Origin of the sequence: Rhodococcus sp. MEB032 (assembly GCF_030208925.1) — a bacterium.
In the GTDB taxonomy this organism is placed as follows: Bacteria; Actinomycetota; Actinomycetes; order Mycobacteriales; family Mycobacteriaceae; genus Rhodococcus_F; species Rhodococcus_F qingshengii.
In genome coordinates, this window is record NZ_JARVSY010000013.1 from 102,096 (window position 1) to 115,594 (window position 13,499).

25 protein-coding genes are annotated in these 13,499 nt (G+C 60.7%); 14 read left to right on the plus strand and 11 right to left on the minus strand.

Annotated elements, in window-relative coordinates:
• Positions 1 to 100: 100 nt before the first annotated feature.
• From QRN54_RS15960 to QRN54_RS15990, 7 genes are all read right to left on the minus strand, one after another.
• The gene (locus QRN54_RS15960) at positions 101 to 685 is read right to left on the minus strand and encodes a hypothetical protein (RefSeq protein ID WP_064689399.1); all 585 of its coding nucleotides are present in this window, start codon (positions 683 to 685) and stop codon (positions 101 to 103) included.
• Complete coding sequence (locus QRN54_RS15965; RefSeq protein WP_064689400.1) at positions 682 to 1,251, minus strand: DUF6286 domain-containing protein; 570 nt, start codon at positions 1,249 to 1,251, stop codon at positions 682 to 684. The genes QRN54_RS15960 and QRN54_RS15965 overlap by 4 nt, the downstream gene beginning before the upstream one ends.
• A complete protein-coding gene (locus tag QRN54_RS15970; RefSeq protein WP_064689401.1) occupies positions 1,248 to 1,640 on the minus strand; it encodes an Asp23/Gls24 family envelope stress response protein in 393 nt (130 codons plus the stop codon). Before QRN54_RS15970 ends, QRN54_RS15965 begins: the two co-directional genes overlap by 4 nt.
• Complete coding sequence (locus QRN54_RS15975) at positions 1,633 to 1,812, minus strand: hypothetical protein (protein ID WP_003943629.1); 180 nt, start codon at positions 1,810 to 1,812, stop codon at positions 1,633 to 1,635. The genes QRN54_RS15970 and QRN54_RS15975 overlap by 8 nt, the downstream gene beginning before the upstream one ends.
• Positions 1,813 to 1,850: 38 nt before the next feature.
• Entirely contained in the window at positions 1,851 to 2,039 is a 189-nt protein-coding gene (locus QRN54_RS15980) for a hypothetical protein (protein ID WP_007726577.1), read from the minus strand.
• 70 nt (positions 2,040 to 2,109) lie between these two features.
• Positions 2,110 to 2,394, minus strand: a complete 285-nt coding sequence (locus QRN54_RS15985; protein WP_042452304.1) for an Asp23/Gls24 family envelope stress response protein — start codon at positions 2,392 to 2,394, stop codon at positions 2,110 to 2,112.
• A complete protein-coding gene (locus QRN54_RS15990) occupies positions 2,391 to 2,855 on the minus strand; it encodes an Asp23/Gls24 family envelope stress response protein (protein WP_003943699.1) in 465 nt (154 codons plus the stop codon). Before QRN54_RS15990 ends, QRN54_RS15985 begins: the two co-directional genes overlap by 4 nt.
• Before the next feature lie 186 nt (positions 2,856 to 3,041).
• Between QRN54_RS15990 and QRN54_RS15995 the strand changes: the two genes are divergently transcribed.
• Both QRN54_RS15995 and QRN54_RS16000 read left to right on the plus strand, forming a co-directional pair.
• Positions 3,042 to 3,620 (plus strand): RNA polymerase sigma factor, encoded by a 579-nt coding sequence (locus tag QRN54_RS15995; protein ID WP_007726571.1) that lies wholly within the window; start codon positions 3,042 to 3,044, stop codon positions 3,618 to 3,620.
• Entirely contained in the window at positions 3,617 to 4,108 is a 492-nt protein-coding gene (locus QRN54_RS16000; RefSeq protein WP_218960345.1) for a hypothetical protein, read from the plus strand. The genes QRN54_RS15995 and QRN54_RS16000 overlap by 4 nt, the downstream gene beginning before the upstream one ends.
• Positions 4,109 to 4,328: 220 nt before the next feature.
• Here QRN54_RS16000 and QRN54_RS16005 read toward each other — a convergent pair whose 3' ends face one another.
• Positions 4,329 to 4,577, minus strand: a complete 249-nt coding sequence (locus QRN54_RS16005) for a hypothetical protein (RefSeq protein ID WP_007726566.1) — start codon at positions 4,575 to 4,577, stop codon at positions 4,329 to 4,331.
• A 167-nt stretch (positions 4,578 to 4,744) separates the two neighbouring features.
• Between QRN54_RS16005 and QRN54_RS16010 the strand changes: the two genes are divergently transcribed.
• The 4 genes from QRN54_RS16010 to QRN54_RS16025 all read left to right on the plus strand — a co-directional run bounded on the left by QRN54_RS16010 (position 4,745) and on the right by QRN54_RS16025 (position 7,610).
• Positions 4,745 to 4,933: a PI-type proteinase gene (locus QRN54_RS16010; protein ID WP_136472457.1), complete on the plus strand. Its 189-nt coding sequence runs from the start codon at positions 4,745 to 4,747 to the stop codon at positions 4,931 to 4,933.
• Between the two features lie 259 nt (positions 4,934 to 5,192).
• Positions 5,193 to 5,612: an STAS domain-containing protein gene (locus tag QRN54_RS16015; RefSeq protein WP_007726563.1), complete on the plus strand. Its 420-nt coding sequence runs from the start codon at positions 5,193 to 5,195 to the stop codon at positions 5,610 to 5,612.
• Positions 5,609 to 7,096, plus strand: a complete 1,488-nt coding sequence (locus QRN54_RS16020; RefSeq protein WP_285182417.1) for an alpha,alpha-trehalose-phosphate synthase (UDP-forming) — start codon at positions 5,609 to 5,611, stop codon at positions 7,094 to 7,096. The genes QRN54_RS16015 and QRN54_RS16020 overlap by 4 nt, the downstream gene beginning before the upstream one ends.
• Positions 7,097 to 7,232: 136 nt before the next feature.
• Positions 7,233 to 7,610, plus strand: a complete 378-nt coding sequence (locus QRN54_RS16025) for a hypothetical protein (RefSeq protein WP_007726560.1) — start codon at positions 7,233 to 7,235, stop codon at positions 7,608 to 7,610.
• 24 nt (positions 7,611 to 7,634) lie between these two features.
• Here the strand turns inward: QRN54_RS16025 and QRN54_RS16030 are convergent, their stop codons facing one another.
• The gene (locus tag QRN54_RS16030) at positions 7,635 to 7,937 is read right to left on the minus strand and encodes a MerR family transcriptional regulator (protein WP_003943719.1); all 303 of its coding nucleotides are present in this window, start codon (positions 7,935 to 7,937) and stop codon (positions 7,635 to 7,637) included.
• A gap of 358 nt (positions 7,938 to 8,295) precedes the next feature.
• On the opposite strand from QRN54_RS16030, the gene QRN54_RS16035 reads away from it, so the two are divergent.
• The 5 genes from QRN54_RS16035 (at position 8,296) to QRN54_RS16055 (ending at position 10,527) form a co-directional block, all read left to right on the plus strand.
• The gene (locus QRN54_RS16035; RefSeq protein WP_003943664.1) at positions 8,296 to 8,454 is read left to right on the plus strand and encodes a hypothetical protein; all 159 of its coding nucleotides are present in this window, start codon (positions 8,296 to 8,298) and stop codon (positions 8,452 to 8,454) included.
• Between the two features lie 84 nt (positions 8,455 to 8,538).
• On the plus strand, positions 8,539 to 9,084 hold the full coding sequence (locus QRN54_RS16040; RefSeq protein WP_003943731.1) for a Dps family protein: 546 nt from the start codon (positions 8,539 to 8,541) through the stop codon (positions 9,082 to 9,084).
• A gap of 73 nt (positions 9,085 to 9,157) precedes the next feature.
• On the plus strand, positions 9,158 to 9,292 hold the full coding sequence (locus tag QRN54_RS16045) for a hypothetical protein (protein ID WP_256082897.1): 135 nt from the start codon (positions 9,158 to 9,160) through the stop codon (positions 9,290 to 9,292).
• 60 nt (positions 9,293 to 9,352) lie between these two features.
• Positions 9,353 to 10,024 (plus strand): ANTAR domain-containing response regulator, encoded by a 672-nt coding sequence (locus QRN54_RS16050; protein ID WP_042925720.1) that lies wholly within the window; start codon positions 9,353 to 9,355, stop codon positions 10,022 to 10,024.
• 185 nt (positions 10,025 to 10,209) lie between these two features.
• Entirely contained in the window at positions 10,210 to 10,527 is a 318-nt protein-coding gene (locus tag QRN54_RS16055) for a WhiB family transcriptional regulator (protein ID WP_003943622.1), read from the plus strand.
• A gap of 9 nt (positions 10,528 to 10,536) precedes the next feature.
• Here QRN54_RS16055 and QRN54_RS16060 read toward each other — a convergent pair whose 3' ends face one another.
• Positions 10,537 to 10,974 (minus strand): hypothetical protein, encoded by a 438-nt coding sequence (locus QRN54_RS16060; protein WP_214514618.1) that lies wholly within the window; start codon positions 10,972 to 10,974, stop codon positions 10,537 to 10,539.
• Positions 10,975 to 11,211: 237 nt separating this feature from the next.
• On the opposite strand from QRN54_RS16060, the gene QRN54_RS16065 reads away from it, so the two are divergent.
• Together QRN54_RS16065 and QRN54_RS16070 are read left to right on the plus strand one after the other, a co-directional pair.
• Complete coding sequence (locus tag QRN54_RS16065) at positions 11,212 to 11,646, plus strand: ATP-binding protein (RefSeq protein WP_285182419.1); 435 nt, start codon at positions 11,212 to 11,214, stop codon at positions 11,644 to 11,646.
• Positions 11,643 to 12,425, plus strand: coding sequence for a SigB/SigF/SigG family RNA polymerase sigma factor (locus tag QRN54_RS16070; protein ID WP_003943639.1), 783 nt, complete (start codon positions 11,643 to 11,645; stop codon positions 12,423 to 12,425). Before QRN54_RS16065 ends, QRN54_RS16070 begins: the two co-directional genes overlap by 4 nt.
• 16 nt (positions 12,426 to 12,441) lie before the next feature.
• On the opposite strand, the gene QRN54_RS16075 is transcribed toward QRN54_RS16070, so the two are convergent.
• Entirely contained in the window at positions 12,442 to 12,690 is a 249-nt protein-coding gene (locus QRN54_RS16075) for a modification methylase HgiDII (protein ID WP_283543096.1), read from the minus strand.
• Positions 12,691 to 13,020: 330 nt separating this feature from the next.
• Between QRN54_RS16075 and QRN54_RS16080 the strand changes: the two genes are divergently transcribed.
• On the plus strand, positions 13,021 to 13,458 hold the full coding sequence (locus QRN54_RS16080; protein ID WP_285182420.1) for an STAS domain-containing protein: 438 nt from the start codon (positions 13,021 to 13,023) through the stop codon (positions 13,456 to 13,458).
• Positions 13,459 to 13,499: the final 41 nt, after the last annotated feature.

The following is a 13,499-nucleotide window of genomic DNA, read 5'->3' on the forward strand; positions in this document are numbered from 1 at the left end:
GAGCAACGTGACACACAGTGCCACAGCAACATCCATGACTCTGCGCACGATCGGGAGGTCTACCAATACCCGGTCACCGGGAGGCTCAAACCTCGATTGATCAGAGAGTTCTCGGCTCATCGCGTTTCGCGCTTTCCACGGCGATGTGAGTTCTGGTCGCGACGGATGGATCACCGACCATCGACTCGACTTGATCCACCGTATCGGTGACGCGAGAAATCAACTCGGACAACGTTTCCGATCCGGATACGACGCTACGTCTCAATGTCACTCGCAAATCGATCGTGCGAACTCCACGATCGAGCAACGCTTTTCCTCGGACACGCGACACTTCGTCGAAGTCCTCCAGTGATGCGGTCGCTCCTTCCGCCACTGCACCCAGATCCGCGGTGATGGAATTGTGCGAGTTCGACCCAGGGACCGTGACCTCCTTCACCCGACGCAGCGGCACATGCGCGATCAACCACCGCAACGCGAGGAGGACTAGCAGTACTCCCCCAGCTCCGACAGCCCATGGCCACCACGAGTGATCGACAAGATCTTCAGCCCACGGGATCTCGATACGCGCCGGGAAATCCTTGATCACGTCGCGATTCCACAGGATCGCTGCAACTCCCAGCGCTATCGCAAGCATCCCTACGACGCATGTCGCCATACGATCCATCGCCGTCGCCGTCCGAGTCATGACAGCGATCCCGTCTGGATACGAACCTTGATTCGCGGCGATGGTGACAGCGACCCGGCCAAGTCCCCCAGCACCGCACGGATTTCCGATTCAGCGGTGGCGGCTCCATCGGGCGTGACCGAGGCCTTCACTTCCAGCTTGCGCCGGGTCGCGTGTGACGAAGCGGATCGAACCTGGGCCAGTGACTCGACGCGAACAGACGCTATCGCCGCTACATCGGCGGGATCGATCCACGTATTCGCGACTCCGACCAAGGCATTGGCAGTCTTTCGTCGCGGTTTGAGTCCGAGGATGACGAACCACAGGCCGAGAACGACGGCTGCGATCCCCGCCGGCAACATCCAACCCTGGTACGCGAGCCCGTCCACATATGCGGCAGCACTTGGTATCCACTGCGACCCGGTGATCACGCCGGTATCCACCAGCGCGTCGCGGACGCCGACCACGCCGAGCGCAAGTAGCGCCGCGGCGATGAGGAATCCCGTGACGGCCGATCCGGGCACCGCAAGGGGAACAGGAGCAGCAGCCCTCGAGGCAGTGGGTGGTGCGACCTTGTCGGCGGTCATCGCACTTTCCTTCCCGCGTCACGCTTGGTCGATGCCGGGAGAACGCTCACGATCGCCACGTCCACGCCGTCTACGTCCAGGCCCGATACAGACTGCAACTGGGTTGTCACGTTCTCTCGCACCGCGGTACCGATGACCGACAAGGATCCGGGCCACTCGATCGCGATGTCCACCTTGGCCCGTACCCGCTTGCCGGATACCAGCACTCGCGCCCTCGGCAATTCACGCCCGGTCAGTTTGTCCATGCCGCCGGCGTGATGACGCACCCCCGGGGTCCCGCGCGTCGCCTCGAGAACCAACTTCTGCGCGACTCTGTCTCGAATCGTCAGCGTTCCACGATCGCCCGGCTCACCAAGCACAGACGACTCCGGTCGAGCTGTCTCAGCCACGTCCGCGACCCTTCAGCATCACACCGAGATCGAACTCGCCGTCACGCTGACCACCGACGAGGTATCCGATCACACCGAGAACCAGAGCGATGAGGAATCCGGTGAAACCGCCTGCAGCAGCTGCGACTCCGAGAAGTAGTCCTGCCAGTAGGCCGACAGTCGAGGTGGTCATGTGAATCCTCCGTTGTGGATGATGTTCGATGGTGCGAGTCAGATCTCGGTGTAGGTCTTGGCACCCGGAAACCGAGCGCGCAAACGCGTGTACTGGGTCCGAGCGGGTTTCGCTATCTGCCGCATCGTGCCGCGCAGTGTCCTGCGCACACCCACACCGATCGGGGACGCGAAGTCCCGGTCGACGCGTTCGAGCGCTCGATTGAGCGCGTCAGCAGATCCGCCCACGTCGGGGTGGTAGCTCCTGATCGCCTCTCGGCGTGCGGATCGGCGATCAGGAACTGAACCCCGAGAGTGCTCAGGCATCGTGCGCACGACCGACTACGTCTTCCACTGTCACGTTCACGGGGCCTGTAACGAGTCCTGAAACCGCTTGGCGGATACGTAAAGCCGTATCTCGAACGGCGGCGTCGGCGAAGATGCACACATGGATGTCTGTCGACGACTCCGTCACCCGCACGCCGACGACGCGGCGACCGGGGAGGTACGTGCCAACCTCGCCGAACATTCCGGCATGAAGCGAGGCGACCCCAGGTATCCCCGTCACAGCCGCCGCGATGGTGTCGGCGATTTCGGAACTCACTGCACCCGTGCAGTCTTGGGCTCGCCGGTTTCGTCGTCACTGCCCTCGTCGAGGTGAACGTCGTGAACCGTGATGTTCACCTCGGTCACTTCGAGACCCGTCATCCGTTCGAGCGCCGCAATGACGTTGCGGCGAATGCCGGTGGCCAGATCGGCGAGCGATACGCCGTACTCGGCCACGATGTCGATGTCGACCGCTGCCTGCTTTTCGCCGACCTCGACCGATACTCCCTGGGAGTGGTTGACACTCGCGCCGGGGATCCGCTCGCGCAGTGCCCCGACAACCCGCGACGCTCCGCCGCCGACGTCGTACACACCGCTCACCTCTCGCGTGGCGATGCCGGCAATCTTCGAGACAACGGTGTCGGCGATCGACGTCTTTCCTTGCGAACTCACGAGAGCCGAGTCGTTCGATGATGCAACATCCTTCGTAGATGCTGTCGCAACCTGCGTGCTGACCATTGTCATCTCCTCCTGTTGATCGATCTACCTGTGTAGTCGTCACTCGAAGGCAAAACCGAATGCCCCAGTCAGGTGACGTGCATCACTGACACTTGTTAGTTACTGTCCGTAACATTCAACGCCCCGGCCGGGCGAACAATCTTCGAACGCAGCCGAGTTTTCCGCATTTCCGCGAGAGGAGCGACTGTGGCGTTACCGCATACACAGGGGCTCACCGAAGCACCTGACGGTTTGGACACCGCGACAGTGAACGCTGCGATACTCGGCGACCGAGAAGCATTCGAGTCACTGGTGCACTACTACGGACCTGCACTTCACCGCTATGCGCGTCGCATGCTCGCAGACGAAGGTGACATTCTCGAGGTAGTCCAGGACACCTTCGTGGCCGCCTGGCGTCGACTCGATTCGTTTCGTGGCGAATCGTCGATGCGAACATGGCTTTTCGCGATCTGTTCCCGAAAGATCGTGGACAGCTATCGAATCAAGAGAGCTCAACCGATCGACGACAGATTGCTCGATCCTCTCGTGCCGTCTCCCGAGGCCGGCCCGTTCGACACGACCTCGAACTCCGCGTTCCTCGAGGCACTGGAAGAAGCGTTGGGTGAACTGCCTTATCGCCAGCGTGCGGCATGGACGCTGCGAGAGGTGGAGATGCTCACGTTCGTTCAAATCGGCAAGATTCTAAGACTCACCCCGGATGCGGTGCGCGGGCATCACCATCGTGCACGGGCTAACCTGAGTGAACGAATGACGAGGTGGCGATGACTGAATCACGAACCGACGCATTGATGGCGCACGCATCCGACGTCCTGCGGAACGCTCCCGAGCCGGGCTGGGATCGAATCAGCGACAAGGTGATCCGGGCGCTACGGTCGACCTCGGCGTCCGGTTGGCCGCTCGACGCACACGCGTCGGAAGGTCCACGTCTAGGCACTGTGTCGGTGAGCGATCACGTACTCCGCACCCACTTGGCCGCCGAGATACGTTCTCGGCACCACTGCTCGCCGAGCAGCATCGAGTTCTTCGTCGACGGCCACGAAATACGTTCATTACGTATCGAACTGGCAGCGCCATACGGAGTGGATCTGGCCGAACTGTCGGACCGGGTTCGGTTCACCGTCGTGGACGTCGTTCACCTGATCCTCGGCGACACGGACCCACCGGTCTCTGCAGAGAGCATCCACGTCGCCGTAGTCGACATCGTCGATGATCTACCTGCCGAAGGGAACACCAAAAGCCACTCCGAACACTAGGTGTTTGTTCGGCAAGTGTTTGGGAACCCGGCACTCATGACCACTCCCCCACCACCGGATCCGGGCCCCGCCCCCGACCCGGGGCCGCCGACACCACCGGCGCCGACACCACCCGATCCGATGAATCCGCCGCCCGTGCCACCGACTCCGACGCCACCGAACCCGTACCCTCCGGATCCGATCCCGCAGATCTGACGTCGGCTGCCCCGAACTTCGGAGTTCAACCGCCGAGTTCGGCGATCATCTCGCTCAACGATTCTGCGGCGATACGTAGTTCACCTTCGTCGGGGTTGTCGGGTGAGGACGGTAGACGTTCGGCCAACTGCTCGCGAGTGACAAGCGAGATACCCTCGAGACCGAACCCTTCTTCATCGGGGACGTAGATCTCGATCTCGCCCCCGACCGCTACCAGTTCCGAATGGGGGCCACTGCCCAGCAGTGCACGCAGGTGTTCGGTCGTCACGGTCATATGGTTCACGTGAAATCTCCTGCTTCGGTGACAGCTGACTTTGCCGGTATGGACTCGACGTGACGTACTGGCTCGACGTGACGCACTACCCCCTACTGAGTACCCCTCGCGGGTGAGCAGGAAACGACAAGTACATGAACAACGACTTCCCGAAGGAAACGCACACCATGAGTGAACAGAATTCCACCGACCGCACGGATCAGACGGACGAGCCGCAGACCACCGGCACCGACCACGGTCCGGGAACCGGCTCCGACACCGCACCCAAGGACGTTCAGACCGATCCGTCGGGCGAACGTACGTGGGCCGACGAGGGCGGAGCCTCGAGCACCGGCCCGGCGACTGACACCGACTGATCCCGGAAGGTCTGAACCATCGGGACCAAGGTCCCGTGGGCCGACGCTCACGGGACCTTGAAATCCGTACGGATCTAACGCTTTTCACCTGGGTTTTCGCGATGCGGTAAGGTAGGCACTCAGCACGGTTGAGTACCCAGCCGTTGAAGACGAGCACGGTTCGTGCGTTGCTTCCCGTGCCGTTTCCCGGTTTCGAACGAAACCGTTTCGAACCAGACCGTTCGAACGAACCGTTTCGAGCAATCCGTCAGGAGTTTCGATGAACGAGTTTTCGAGAACTACAGATGAGCGTACGGACAGTCCCCCCACCTTCACGACGACCTGTGCCGAAAACATTCAGTCGCTCGTGGTCAGCGGCGAGATCGACGTCCGGTCCCGAGCTGATTTCGCTGCCTGCGTCGACGACCTGATCGGTGAGCGACACCCGTTCGTACTCGACTGCTCGGACGTCCAGTTCATCTCCGTCGGAGGTCTTTCCATCATCGAGACTCTGTCGGCCAAGGCACGGAGGCTCGGCGTGCCGTGGACGCTCGTCGCAGCGCACCCTGTCAGGCGTCCGCTGTCTCTTCTGAAGATGGACACCGACATCGTGTACACCGACTCGACAGCCGATGCAGTCGCGTACCTGTCCTCGACCTCCGTCCTGGACGAGACCCTGGCGGAGCCGATGTCGGCGTGAGTACCGATCTCGAAAAGCTCTCCGAATTCGTCGTCGTCGCAAACCGACTGCCGGTCGATCTCGAAACCGACGAAGACGGAAGCAAGAACTGGAAGCGAAGTCCGGGTGGGCTCGTCACTGCGCTCGAACCCATCCTGCGACAGCGGGATGGCGCCTGGGTCGGCTGGCCGGGGGTCGCGGACGAGAAGGTCGATCCGATAGTGGTTGACGGCCTTCGTCTGTTTCCCGTCGAGCTGACCTCTCAGGACCTCGCCGAGTACTACGAGGGGTTCTCCAACGACACGTTGTGGCCGCTCTACCACGACGTTCTGGTGGCTCCGACGTTCGAGCGGTCGTGGTGGCACACCTACGTCGCAGTCAACCAGCGGTTCGCCGAGGAAACCGCGCGTTGCGCCGCGGACGGAGCGACTGTCTGGGTGCAGGACTATCAGTTGCAACTTGTGCCGGCGATGCTGCGCGAGCTGCGGCCAGATCTGACGATCGGGTTCTTTCTTCATATCCCGTTCCCTCCGGTCGAGCTCTTCATGCAGCTTCCGTGGCGCAAGGAGATCGTCAGGGGAATGCTGGGCGCCGATCTGATCGGCTTCCACTTACCTGGTGGCGCAAACAATTTCCTGTTCTTGGCCCGCAAACTTCTCGGCCTCAAGACGACGACCGCGGGCGTCGGTGTTCGAAGTGCGCTCGGGCATGTGGATTTCGATTCTCGCGTCGTCAAGGTGGGCGCCTTTCCCATCTCCGTCGATTCTGCCGAACTCGAGCGCCAGTCGAAAAGCGATTCGGTCCTGCGTCGCGCGCGCGAGTTGAAGGAAGAGCTGGGAAATCCCGAGAAAATCTTGCTGGGAGTCGACCGGCTGGACTACACCAAGGGTATCGACCTGCGGCTTCAAGCCTTGAAGGAACTCCTCGACGAGGATCGTCTGGATCCGGAGAAGTACACGATGGTGCAGCTCGCGACGCCCAGTCGTGAACGCGTGCAGCACTATATCGACCTGCGTTGCGTCATCGAAGAGCAGGTGGGCCGCATCAACGGTGACCACAGTCAGATCGGCCGCCCCGTCGTTCACTACCTGTATCAGCCGGTCGACCGTGAAGAACTGATCGCACTGTTCGTCGCTGCCGACGTCATGCTCGTGACGCCGATGCGCGACGGGATGAATCTGGTGGCCAAGGAGTACGTGGCCTGTCGTGGCGACCTCGGAGGTGCTCTCGTTCTCAGCGAGTTCACCGGTGCCGCAATGGAATTACGACAGTCATACCTGGTCAACCCGCACGATTTGGACGGCGTGAAGAATACGATCCTGACCGCGGTTCATCAGGATCCGAAGGAAGGCCGTCGCCGTATGGCTGCGCTGCATCGACAGGTCATGACACACGATGTGCATCAGTGGGCCGAGTCGTTCCTGACTGCGCTTGCCCCACCCGGACCGCTTCCGGACGATCAGTTCGTCACGGAGCGTGAGTCGAACTTTGCGCGCAACAACTGACCCTCACGGGCTTGCGTCAGTGCGCTCGGAGACTCGAGCTAGGATTGGTTTCAGTTCATCGTCAAGCAGCGGCTGCGAACTGATTTCCTCGACATAGCCGTGCAATGCTGCATCGGCCCAGAAAGACAGGCCGACCATGCCCCTCACGATGAAGTACTCCGAAACCTACAACGACGCTCTCATTGCGCTCGCTGCCGCTACTCATCGGCCGGCCAACGTGGTGAACCTGTTCGGCGAGTACGCCATTCGTGTTGACCTCGAATACAACCGGTTCCTTCTGGCGACCAATACCGCGGCTGGACTCTCCGATCGACCCGACAACGGAGAATCGTGGCTGGTGCGGTTCTTCCAATCCGAGAACACCGACACTCCGGATCGCCTCCTCGCGGAAGCGTCGCATCAATGGTTGGTCGATGCTTTGGACGCCGCGCTCGAACAGATCGCAGCGGCAGGGAACAAAATCTCCGCCGACGCGGACTTCGGCGACCCTACCCGCACCGAAACTCCATCCTGAACGGCATCGTCTCGAGCAGCACCACTAGTCCCCCTCGGCGGTCAACTGGCTGATTCGAGCCGCTAAGACTGCATTCTCGGCCTCGAGGGACAGAATCAGACGAATACCGACGAGATTGACTCCGTCGTCGATCAGCGCGGTGATTCGTCCGAGCGTATCCAGGTCGGCCTCGCTGTACCGGCGCGTACCGCCATCGGTGCGGGTTGGTGTGAGCAAGCCCCTTCGCTCGTAAAGGCGCAGCGTCTGAGGTCCTACCCCGGACAGTTCAGACATCACTGAGATCCCGTACACGCCGCGCAGCGCCCGGGTCTGGGATTCCGACGTCACTGGAACCTCCTAGTTCGGTGTGGGCTGTCTCAATCGGCGTCACCCGACCTTAGCACCATCACGCAGTGAATCTGACGCCCAGGACATAGATTCAAGCGTGTCCAGGACCACTGACAACAAGAATCGTCCAGCAGAAAAGGCGTGAAATGGCAGATCAAAGCCGATTTCGGCAAGATTGCACAATGCGCTTTCCTTCGCCCGCGAATCGAAGTAGCCTTGCCAATTATCTACATCGGCTGATATAGATTTTGTAGCACCTGAAAGCGTCATAACTGGAGCTCGAAGGCGCAGAACACCCAGACGTCGGAGCCGGTGGTTCAGCCGACTCCCTCACGGCACACTCTTCACCGGGAGCAAGATGACGACGATCGACATCCCGCCCACACAGGGCGAGAGCACCACCGGCATCGGAATCACTGTCGCAAGTGCGACTTTGACAACCGAAGAGGTCAAGCGCCGAATCGCGATGATGTACGGCGACCCGGTGACAGAGGAGCCAGTAGCACTCGCGCACTGAACCTGACCGACACGCGATCCGATTGACGATGGCGCGAGACCGCCCCACTGGAGGGCGATCCCCATCAAGACGAGAGGAAAACATATGTCCGAGTTCACCGTACCGGGACTGAGCAGCGCAGACGGTTCGTCCGTCGCCGATATTCTGCAGGAACGCCTCAGCGCCTACAACGATCTTCACCTCACGCTCAAGCACGTTCACTGGAACGTCGTGGGCCCCAACTTCATCGGCGTGCACGAGATGATCGACCCTCAGGTGGAGTTGGTTCGCGGCTACGCCGACGATGTGGCCGAACGTATCGCGGCACTGGGTAACTCACCCAAGGGCACCGCGGGAGCAATCGAGCGCGATCGAACGTGGGACGACTACTCCGTCGGCCGCGACGACGCTCGTGCGCACCTCGCTGCGCTCGACCTCGTCTACACCGGGATCATCACCGACAGTCGCACCGCAATCGACAGCGTCGGCAAGATCGATCCGATCACCGAGGACATGTTGATCGGCCAGACGGCGCAGTTGGAAAAGTTCCAGTGGTTCGTTCGTGCTCACCTCGAGAACTCGGGTGGCAGCCTCGTACACGAAGGCGCGTCCACCGAGCAGGATGCCGCAAATGAGGCGCGTCAGAACTGACGCACCGTCCGCGGTTTCGGCCGATCGGGGGTCGGCCGAAATCGCACTCCCCACAACAGGAAAGGGCAAGAGCATGTCTGCGGACTCGCGCGGCACGTCGACACAAACACGTCGCGAGTATCAGATGTTCGTGTTGCAGCAGCGTTTGTTGTTCGGATCGATCGTGGCAGGCACCGCCCTTGGAGTTCTCGCGATCACCTACTTCTGAAATATCATCTGAAATATCAGGGGCCGCAACCGTCGAAGACAGGACAGAAACGACACAATCATGAGTTCGAGCACTCTCCGCTCGATCGTTCGTAGCGATCGATTTGCGGCAAGCAGTTCTTCTCTTCTGCTCGTGGACAGCGATTTTCGTATCCAGGGCGCAAACGACGAATACCTTGCCGTATCCGGTCGCAGCCTCGATCAATTGCACCGAGTGGAAGTGTTCGAAGCCTTCCCCGACAATCCCGACGACTCGTTTGCCGATGGAATCTTCTCGTTGACAGCGTCATTCGAGCGCACGATGCGGTCCCGAACTCGGGACGCACTGCCGACTCAGCGTTACGACGTGCGCGACGAGCGCGGGAGCGGGATGTTTGTCACCCGCTATTGGAATACGGTGAATTCCGCCGTCACCGATGATGACGGCAGGGTCATCGGTGTGCTTCATCGTGTATACGAGGTTCAACGACCGCTGGCTCAGCAGTCCAGTTCGGCGTCAGACGTCCTCACCCGCCTTCGCGCGGAAAATGACGAACTGAGAAGAGCTTTGGATTCTCGGCCCTTGATCGAGCAGGCCAAGGGATTACTGATGGCCGAGCGTGAGTGCTCGGCCGACCAAGCCTTCGACTTTCTGGTCCAGATGTCGCAGGAATGGAACGTCAAGGTGCGCGACATCGCCGGTGGTCTTGTCGCCGCAGCAGAACGACGTGCCGTGGATCGAAAGAATTCCTGACGACCGGGATTCAAAAGTTGTACGGCTGGGTAATGACCGACCAGAGGTACCCCCGAAATCTTCCCCCTCGAGGGAGGAGCCTCGAAGGTCCCGCCGGTTCAGGCCGGCGGGACCGAGCTTTGCCTTAACACCCGACCTGGATCCGCGATCCGAGTCGAGTTCGTCACGCAGCGAAGGGAACGTCCATGTTCATGCGCTCCTACACATCTCCCAGGCCCCTTGCCGACGAGTGGGATTGGCAACTGTCCGGCACCTGCCGCGACACCGACCCCGCTCTGTTCTACGACGACACGAACGAGCGCGGCTCCAGGCGAGCGAAGCGCGAGAGTTCGGCGAAGCTGGTGTGCGCCAGATGCCCTGTCGTGCAGAGATGCCTGGTGCACGCCATCCAGACCGGGGAACCCCACGGAATCTGGGGCGGCATGACGGCGACCGAGCGAGAATCGTTGCGCAAAGCTCGAACTGAACCACTGATCAGTGCCGCGACGAGCTCACGAGAGTAGACAGGAACCTCAGGGCCTGGCCTCGTGGTGCCGCAAACCGTGCGTGCGGCGTCGCTCCTTCATCTCGGCTTCGAAGAGGTGCGGCACTCCGCCTGCCAGCTTGTCGCGCACCACTTTCTCGCATTCACGAAAAAACGACCAGTAGTTCTCGTCGAACTCTTCGACCAACTGGAAAGTCCAGCGCCCCTCGACCACGTTCCGGCCCATCAACTCGCCCTCGACCTGGTCGGCCAGGTCGTCGTTGCCGCTGGATCGCAGTAGCTCGACGACCTCGTCGAGCATCAGATCGGCATGCCCTATCAGCTGATGGAAGTCGTACAGAGCACCGCGTGCCCGTTCCACCGTTTCAAGGGCGTTCGACAGCACTCCTGCCGCCTTCACCTCGTCATCAGTTACACCTTCCGGTCGTTTGTGTACGGGGATCTGTCTGTCCGAATGGGTGTCCATGAAGCGGCTGTACCCGAACGACGCGAAAATGAAAGATGAGGATTCGGTACGTCCGCACCACAGGTGATGTGTCTCACAATTCATCCTCTAGTTCGGGTAAAGAGGGTTAGTTCGCCGGGCGAAGGGTAATCCAAGGCCATGAATACTTCCGGGGTAGAGATGGCTGGCACGCACGGCCGGTACCGGTCCTTGCCTCGGTCCGCCGGAATTACGCCACATCTACCTACAGGAAGCCCCTTGATCCCTCTGTCGAGTCCGACCGAAACCGAACTAACTCACGACTCCATCGCCTCGCTCCGCGTCCGCGCGTCGTACTCTCAACTTCCCACTCTGCGCGGAATCACCCGAACGGTTGCCAACAACACCGGACTCGATGTCGACGGAACAGCCGACCTTGCTCTGGCGATGGACGAAGTCGCGAGCATCCTCATCGGCCACGCGATACCGTCCAGCGACTTGATCTGCCGATTCGACACCGTCGGCCGCACACTTCGGACTGTCGTGTCCGTGATCGCGCACTCCGAGATACCCGACAAGTCGCACAGCTTCGGATGGTTCGTTCTCGAAGCGCTGGTCGATTCCGTCCGCTTGGAACAGTCGGAAATCGACGCGGACGGTCACATCACCCTGACGATGACGCTTGAAAAGGGCTTGCCCCAGGAGCGTGCGTGACCGCTGTCCCACCGGACAAGAAGGACCAGTACGAAACAGCTGTCGAACTGTTCGTCTCGATGGCCTCGCTTCCGCCGAATGATCCCAGCCGAGAAAAAATAACCACCTCGATCATCGAACTGTGCCTACCCCTGGCCACACACGTCGCTCGCCGATACCAGGGGCGTGGCCAGCCTTTCGAGGACTTGGAGCAAGTTGCTCGCGTCGGGCTCATACAGGCCGTGCAGCGATTCGACGTCGACAAAGGATCGGATTTCCTCTCGTTCGCCGTCCCGACCGTCATGGGTGAGGTTCGCAAGCATTTTCGCGATCACGGCTGGTCCGTGCGAGTGCCTCGTAGCCTTCAGGAACGGCACCTTGCCCTCAACCGGGCGCTCACGACTTTGTCCCAGACGCTCGGCCGTGCACCGACAGTCGCGGAACTCGCCAAGGAACTCGACATCGAACCGGACGAGGTCGAACAAGGTTTGACCGCCGGTAATTCGTACCGAACCACACCGCTCGACACCGCGTCCGCCGGCGACGGGAGTGGTCTGACTCTGATAGACACTTTGGGACAGTACGACGAAGCGATCAGTCGGATCGACAATCACGAAACCCTGCGGCCCGCGCTCCTGGCACTACCGGAGCGCGAGCGCACGATCGTCGTTCTCAGATTCTTCGGCCATCTCACCCAATCCCAGATTGCCGAAAAGGTCGGCATCTCTCAGATGCATGTATCCAGAATCCTCACTCAGTCACTGAAGCAGCTACGCACCGAGATGGGTGAAATCTTCTGAAGGTACGTCTCGAGGATCAGATGTATTCCTGTGCAAGACGTTCCAGCTCGTCTCGATCGATGAGACCGGGCTGGCCGATGTCGAGGGCCTCGAGATACTTGTTGGCGAGGCGGTAATCGTGCCCCCACCGGCCGTGCTCGCCGTCCTGCTCGGTGCACTGCACACTGGAACCGGGCGGAACCTCGTCCCGCAAACCGTTGGTCTCCGCGCCGATCAGTGTGTCGAGCTTGGTCGAGATGGCCGTGAGTGCATCGCGGTCGTTCATCTGATTCCCTTCGTCCGGTGACGCTGATCTTCCACCATACCGAAGCGTCGAGCCAAAAACATTGCACCGCTTAATATTCGACCTCTCACCTGGACCGATTCACGCCCTCGAGCTACACTGAACGGTACCGAGGTTGAGAATACAGCCGGGGTTGAAGCCACTGGCGCTCGGTTCGCATCAAGGCTCTGGATCAGGTGAGCATTTCCTGCGCACATCTGTACTGTTCATTTCCATTGAGCTCTAAAGCTTTCCACGCCTGGACGCATTAACTTTCCGCGCCGCCAGATCGGTCGTCAGCCTTTCGATGAAAGCACACAGACCGGATCTGCCATGAATCTGAATGAACTCGACCACACACCGATCGATTCCATCGATCCCTCAACACAATTGGGGCCGATCGTGGAAACGCATGGTTTCGCGGCCTGGCGGATAGCGCCCTCGACAGTCCTGATCCAGGTCGAGGTCGACCTCGACAAACTCTCCGCCCCAGCACTACGAGAACTTCTCAACTCGTACGCTGCGGAGTGGTCTCGCGTCATTCTGGACTTGTCCAACTCACTGTTCGTCGGTGCGGTCTGCCTCGAACTGTTCGCCGAGCTGAACACCCGTTCGCGAGCCAACGACTTCCAGTGGGCCGCGATCGGGTCACACCCGCTTCGACGCTTGCTTCGCGCGGCGCGGGCGGAAGAGGAATTCCCGGTCACCAACTCTGTCGAGGGAGCAATGCGCGCGCTCGACGAAGCAGAGAAGTCACTCGAAGCCTCCTGACGCGACGGCTGCACCGGCGTCGAGCGCCGGGCGCTCGCAGC

What these genes read in the sequence shown, in the direction of transcription:
- QRN54_RS16005 (WP_007726566.1), bottom strand. Translation starts at nt 4,577, where the DNA reads ATGACCGTGACGACCGAACACCTGCGTGCACTGCTGGGCAGTGGCCCC.
- QRN54_RS16025 (WP_007726560.1), top strand. Translation starts at nt 7,233, where the DNA reads ATGCCCCTCACGATGAAGTACTCCGAAACCTACAACGACGCTCTCATT.
- QRN54_RS16035 (WP_003943664.1), top strand. Translation starts at nt 8,296, where the DNA reads ATGACGACGATCGACATCCCGCCCACACAGGGCGAGAGCACCACCGGC.
- QRN54_RS16055 (WP_003943622.1), top strand. Translation starts at nt 10,210, where the DNA reads ATGTTCATGCGCTCCTACACATCTCCCAGGCCCCTTGCCGACGAGTGG.
- QRN54_RS16040 (WP_003943731.1), top strand. Translation starts at nt 8,539, where the DNA reads ATGTCCGAGTTCACCGTACCGGGACTGAGCAGCGCAGACGGTTCGTCC.
- QRN54_RS16000 (WP_218960345.1), top strand. Translation starts at nt 3,617, where the DNA reads ATGACTGAATCACGAACCGACGCATTGATGGCGCACGCATCCGACGTC.
- QRN54_RS16015 (WP_007726563.1), top strand. Translation starts at nt 5,193, where the DNA reads ATGAACGAGTTTTCGAGAACTACAGATGAGCGTACGGACAGTCCCCCC.
- QRN54_RS16045 (WP_256082897.1), top strand. Translation starts at nt 9,158, where the DNA reads ATGTCTGCGGACTCGCGCGGCACGTCGACACAAACACGTCGCGAGTAT.
- QRN54_RS16050 (WP_042925720.1), top strand. Translation starts at nt 9,353, where the DNA reads ATGAGTTCGAGCACTCTCCGCTCGATCGTTCGTAGCGATCGATTTGCG.
- QRN54_RS16075 (WP_283543096.1), bottom strand. Translation starts at nt 12,690, where the DNA reads ATGAACGACCGCGATGCACTCACGGCCATCTCGACCAAGCTCGACACA.
- QRN54_RS15960 (WP_064689399.1), bottom strand. Translation starts at nt 685, where the DNA reads ATGACTCGGACGGCGACGGCGATGGATCGTATGGCGACATGCGTCGTA.
- QRN54_RS15975 (WP_003943629.1), bottom strand. Translation starts at nt 1,812, where the DNA reads ATGACCACCTCGACTGTCGGCCTACTGGCAGGACTACTTCTCGGAGTC.
- QRN54_RS16080 (WP_285182420.1), top strand. Translation starts at nt 13,021, where the DNA reads ATGAATCTGAATGAACTCGACCACACACCGATCGATTCCATCGATCCC.
- QRN54_RS16010 (WP_136472457.1), top strand. Translation starts at nt 4,745, where the DNA reads ATGAGTGAACAGAATTCCACCGACCGCACGGATCAGACGGACGAGCCG.
- QRN54_RS15965 (WP_064689400.1), bottom strand. Translation starts at nt 1,251, where the DNA reads ATGACCGCCGACAAGGTCGCACCACCCACTGCCTCGAGGGCTGCTGCT.
- QRN54_RS16060 (WP_214514618.1), bottom strand. Translation starts at nt 10,974, where the DNA reads ATGGACACCCATTCGGACAGACAGATCCCCGTACACAAACGACCGGAA.
- QRN54_RS15990 (WP_003943699.1), bottom strand. Translation starts at nt 2,855, where the DNA reads ATGGTCAGCACGCAGGTTGCGACAGCATCTACGAAGGATGTTGCATCA.